Source organism: Mesorhizobium sp. M7A.F.Ca.US.006.04.2.1 (genome assembly GCF_004022915.1).
Classification (GTDB): domain Bacteria; phylum Pseudomonadota; class Alphaproteobacteria; order Rhizobiales; family Rhizobiaceae; genus Mesorhizobium; species Mesorhizobium ciceri.
In genome coordinates, this window is sequence record NZ_RZQA01000656.1 from 1 (window position 1) to 3,734 (window position 3,734).

At 61.3% G+C, this 3,734-nt stretch carries 3 protein-coding genes; all 3 read right to left on the reverse strand.

What is annotated here, in order from left to right; translation table 11 throughout:
* Positions 1–796 (reverse strand): GNAT family N-acetyltransferase (locus tag EN925_RS27425; RefSeq protein ID WP_128337057.1); only part of this gene is annotated, 796 nt, incomplete at its 3' end.
* A gap of 84 nt (positions 797–880) precedes the next feature.
* Positions 881–2,857 (reverse strand): threonine--tRNA ligase, encoded by a 1,977-nt coding sequence (thrS, locus tag EN925_RS27430; RefSeq protein WP_063172025.1) that lies wholly within the window; start codon positions 2,855–2,857, stop codon positions 881–883.
* Between the two features lie 176 nt (positions 2,858–3,033).
* A partial coding sequence (gene blaOXA, locus EN925_RS27435) for a class D beta-lactamase (RefSeq protein WP_128337058.1) occupies positions 3,034–3,734 on the reverse strand: 701 nt, incomplete at its 5' end.

Consider the following 3,734-nt stretch of genomic DNA (forward strand, 5'->3'; position numbering starts at 1 on the left):
CATCGCCGACGCGCACGTCGATCGCCTTGCCCGACAGCCGCGCGAATTCGTGGATGAGCAGCGATGTGCGCAGCGTCAGCGAGGCCTTGCCGACGAACTTGGCCACCCGGCCGTCGCGCTCGGCCATGTTCATCGGCCCGCTGACAAGATGGAACAGCCTGCCGTTCTGCCCGGAAAAATGCATCGGGATGACCGACGCCCTGGCGTCCTGGACGAGGCGGGCCGGAAACATCTTCCACGGCAGATCGCGCGCCCGGCCAAAACCCTTTGGCGCGGTGGCGACACCGCCGGCCGGAAATACCACGATGGTGACGCCCTCTTTCAACAGTCGCACCGCTTCATGGCGCACGGCCATGTTGTTCTTCAGCGCATCCTTGGTCTCCGAAAAGTCGATCGGCAGCGAATAAGGCTCCATCTCGCGGATCCTGAGCAGATCCTTGTGGATCATCACCCGGAACGGACGGCCGAGCTGCTCGGCCAGCGACAGCACGGCGATACCGTCACCGATGCCGAACGGATGATTGGCGACGATCACCAGCGGCGTGTCCGGCAATTGCGCGGGCGGCCACTGATCAGCGGTCCGCACCCGCACGTCGATCAGGTCGAGCATGCGGCTGAACACGCGTTCGCCGGTCGGCACGATCTGGCGGCGCCAGAAATCATAGAGGGCTGTGTAGCGGTCGCGGCCCGACAAGCCTTCGACCGAATGTATGAACCAGCGCGTCAGCGCCGGCTGGCGCGGATTGGCATAGGAAAGCTCGGGAAAGGGTCGTTCGCGCAATTTCAACTTGAGCATAGGGGCTCGTTACAAGGTCGGCGTGACAGGGATATGAAAATGGCGGTGGATCGCTCCACCGCCATTTGGTCGAAACTATGCCAATCAGGCCGCGCGTTTGCGCCGGCGGTCGGGTGTGACGGCTTCCTCGGTCAGTTGCGCGATCGCCTGGTCAAGGCCAAGCGATTCCTGGTCGCGCGAGCCCAGTCGGCGCATGTTGACCGTCTGCTCTTCCGCTTCGCGCTTGCCGCAGACGAGGATGACCGGAACCTTGGCCAGGCTGTGCTCGCGGACCTTGTAGTTGATCTTCTCGTTGCGCAGATCCGCTTCCGCCAACAGCCCAGCGGCCTTCAGCTTTGCCACCACCTCGGTCGCATAGTCGTCGGCATCCGACGTGATCGTCGCCACCACCACCTGCAGCGGCGCGAACCACAGCGGGAAATGGCCGGAATAGTTCTCGATCAGGATGCCGAGGAAGCGCTCCATCGAGCCGCAGATGGCGCGGTGAACCATGACAGGCTGCTTCTTCTCGGAATCCGAGCCGATATAGAAGGCGCCAAACCGCTCCGGCAGGTTGAAATCGACCTGCGTCGTGCCGCACTGCCATTCGCGGCCGATGGCATCCTTCAGCACATATTCGAATTTCGGCCCGTAGAAGGCGCCCTCACCCGGATTGATCGAGGTCTTGATGCGATTGCCGGACCGTGTCCTGATCGTCTCCAGCACGCCGCCCATGATCGCCTCGGCGTGATCCCACGCCTCGTCGGTACCGACGCGTTTGTCCGGCCGCGTCGAGAGCTTGACGCTGATTTCGTCGAAACCGAAATCAGCATAGGTCGACAGGATCAGATCGTTGATGCGCAGGCATTCCGCCGCCAATTGCTCCTCGGTGCAGAAAATGTGCGCATCGTCTTGCGTAAAACCGCGCACGCGCATCAGCCCGTGCAGCGCGCCGGATGGTTCGTAACGGTGGACGTTGCCGAATTCCGCAAGTTTGACAGGCAGATCGCGATAAGACTTCAACCCATGCTTGAAAATCTGCACATGGCCCGGGCAGTTCATCGGCTTCAGAGCGAAAACCCGGTCGTCATCGGTATCGTCGCCGGCCACCGTCACCTTGAACATGGCGTCGCGATACCATCCCCAATGGCCTGACGTCTCCCACAGGCTCTTGTCGAGAACCTGCGGCGCGTTGACCTCCTGATAGCCCTGCTCGTCGAGGCGGCGGCGCATGTAGTTGACCAGGTTCTGGAACATCTTCCAGCCCTTGGCGTGCCAAAAGACGACGCCAGGCCCCTCTTCCTGGAAATGGAACAGGTCCATCTCGCGGCCGATCTTCCTGTGGTCGCGCTTCTCGGCCTCCTCCAGCATCGTCTGATAGGCTTCGAGCTGCGCCTGATCAGCCCAGGCCGTGCCGTAGATGCGGGTCAGCATCGGATTGTTCGAATCGCCGCGCCAATAGGCGCCGGCCACCTTCATCAGTTTGAAGGCGTTGCCGATCTGCCCCGTCGAGGCCATGTGCGGGCCACGGCAAAGATCGAACCAGTCGCCCTGCGCGTAGATCTTGAGATCCTGATCCTCGGGAATGGCGTCGATCAGCTCCAGCTTGTAGCGTTCGCCCTTGTCGGCAAACACTTTCTTCGCCTTGTCGCGCGACCAGACTTCCTTGGTGAACGGCTTGTTGCGCGAAATGATCTCGCGCATCTTCTTCTCGATCACGGGAAAATCGTCAGGCGTGAACGGCTCGTTGCGGGCGAAGTCGTAGTAAAACCCGTTCTCGATCACCGGCCCGATGGTCACCTGCGTTCCCGGCCACAATTCCTGCACGGCTTCCGCCAACACATGTGCGGCGTCGTGACGGATCAGTTCGAGTGCGCGCGGGTCGTCGCGGGTGACGATCTCGACCTTGCCGGATTTGCCAAGCGGATCGCTGAGATCGCGGACGGTGCCGTCGATCGCATAGGCGACCGCCTTCTTGGCCAGCGACTTCGAGATCGATTCGGCGAGGCCCGCACCGGTCATCGCCGCGTCGTATTCGCGGACGGAGCCATCGGGAAATGTCAGGGAAACGGAATTCAGCATGTATATCTCCTATCCAGTCCCGCAAACGAGCGCGGGTGGTTGAAATGCATGTCGCCCAAAAATGTGTGGGCGGTTTTGGGGTTACGACATGCAAAGAGTAGGCCGGATGCGTCCGCCAGCGGCTGTCTTTTATGGACAGATTCCGCCGCCGTAAAGCCCGGCTCAAATGTCAGACTTCATTTGATGAGCAGCGGCAGGTCCTTCAGGAACGCGGCTCGGGTCTTGAGGCCTTTGGGCATATCGGTCCGATCGGTGTCGACGACAAGGCGCGCAAAGACGATCTGGCGGCCATCCTTGTTCGCCCAGCCGACGAACCACCCAAGCGAGCGCTTATCCTGAACCTTGTCGGCATCGTTGCGCAGCCTAGTGCTTCCGGTCTTGCCCTGCACCGTCCAGCCTCCGGCCTGGAAGGTCGGGATGATGGCTGATGTCATGTCGTAGGCCCTGGCCGAGACAGGCAGCTTGCGGGCCAGCAGCTTGCGCAGGAAATCGACCTGCTCGACCGGCGTGATCTTGAGCGAGGAGTTTATCCAGGATTGGGTCAAACCATCATTCTTGCCGGGATTGCCGGAAACATCGGCATTGCCGTAGCCGAATTTGGAGACATAGCCCGCCAATTTTTCCGGCCCGAGCCGACTGGTGATTTCACGGGAGAACCAGACGATCGAATCCCGTTCCCAGATCACCGGATCGACGGTCTTCTGGTCCCGCTTCACCGCCTTGAACTCCGGCTTGTAGTCCCACGCCGGCGTATGCTCGTCGCTCAGGATCCCGCTGTCATAGCCGATCAGCGACAGCGGCACTTTGAACGTCGAGGCCGGGCTGAACCGCTGGTCGCACACTCCGTCCTGGTAAAGCGTCTTGCCGCTCGCCGCAT